This window comes from Allobosea sp. 01N443, assembly GCF_056399325.1.
Map to the genome: position 1 here is coordinate 1 of NZ_JBFTRC010000392.1, position 1,120 is coordinate 1,120.

1 protein-coding gene is annotated in these 1,120 nt (G+C 65.6%); it reads left to right on the top strand.

Annotated elements, in window-relative coordinates:
• Nucleotides 1-189 precede the first annotated feature (189 nt).
• Nucleotides 190-852 carry a phosphoribosyltransferase gene (locus AC1DRP_RS36615; protein WP_441504633.1) on the top strand — a complete coding sequence of 221 codons (663 nt, stop codon included), beginning with the start codon at nucleotides 190-192 and terminating at the stop codon, nucleotides 850-852.
• Nucleotides 853-1,120: the final 268 nt, after the last annotated feature.

The window sequence follows — 1,120 nt, forward strand, 5'->3', positions numbered from 1 at the left end:
GTCTTCAGGTGAGGCATCTCCCGGTCGGTGGCTGTTGCGGCCAATGTCCGGTGTGGCGCGATGCACCGGCATGGGGTGCGGGCTTCTGTGCCTCGGGCGAGAAGGCAGCCGGGCGCACCGACGATGACATACGGATTGGCCTCCCAGACCGAATGGTGCGTGACGCGTTCGATTGAAGGGTGAGATCCGATGCGCTTCTCGAGCCGAACGGATGCCGGGCGCAGGCTCGCTTCGCCGCTCCTGCATTATCGCGGGCAGCATCCTGTCGTGCTGGCGCTGCCGCGCGGGGGCGTGCCGGTCGCAGCCGAGATCGCGCAGGCCCTGGCCGCGCCGCTCGACCTCGTTCTCGTTCGCAAGATCGGCCTTCCCTGGCAGCCGGAACTCGCCGTTGGTGCCGTAGTGGATGGCGGGGAGCCGATCATGGTGCGCAACGAGGCGATCATCAGGCGTGCGGCCATCGGGGAGGACGAGTTCCAGCGCATCTACGCTCGCGAACTCGCCGAGATCGACCGCAGGAGGGCTCGCTATCTCGGCGCGCGCGCCCGTGCGCTGCTCACCGGCCGGAGCGTGATCGTCGTCGACGACGGCATTGCGACCGGAGCAACAATGAGGGCCGCGCTGAGGGCCATACGCCAGCGCAGGCCTGGAAGGCTCGTTCTGGCCGTCCCCGTCGCCCCTGCGGAGGTCGTCGCGGAGCTGCGCCCCGAGGTCGATGACCTCGTTTGTCTCGACAGTCCGGAGCCCTTCGTCGCCATCAGCAGTTTTTACGGGGAGTTCGGGCAAGTCTCCGATGAAGAGGTCGTTTCGATCCTGGCGCGCTTTCCGGCCGGCGAACGGCAGGCGGGCCGCTGATCCGCCATCTCGGTCCGTTTGCCTGATCAAGGCTGCGTGCTGCTGGTTGATCCAGCGATGAACCCGCAGCAGGTGTTTTAAAGCATCGGCCCGAAAAGTGGATTGCGGTTTTCGGGAGAGCCGATGCAAACACAAAGGGTTAGATCATCGGACCGGATACGGTTTCCGGTCCGATGATCTGATGAACTGATCCTTCAAACCGGCGTCGTCCCGATCGACCGGCCGCGCCATCACGGCCACCTTGGGTTAGCTGATGCCTGCCGGACAG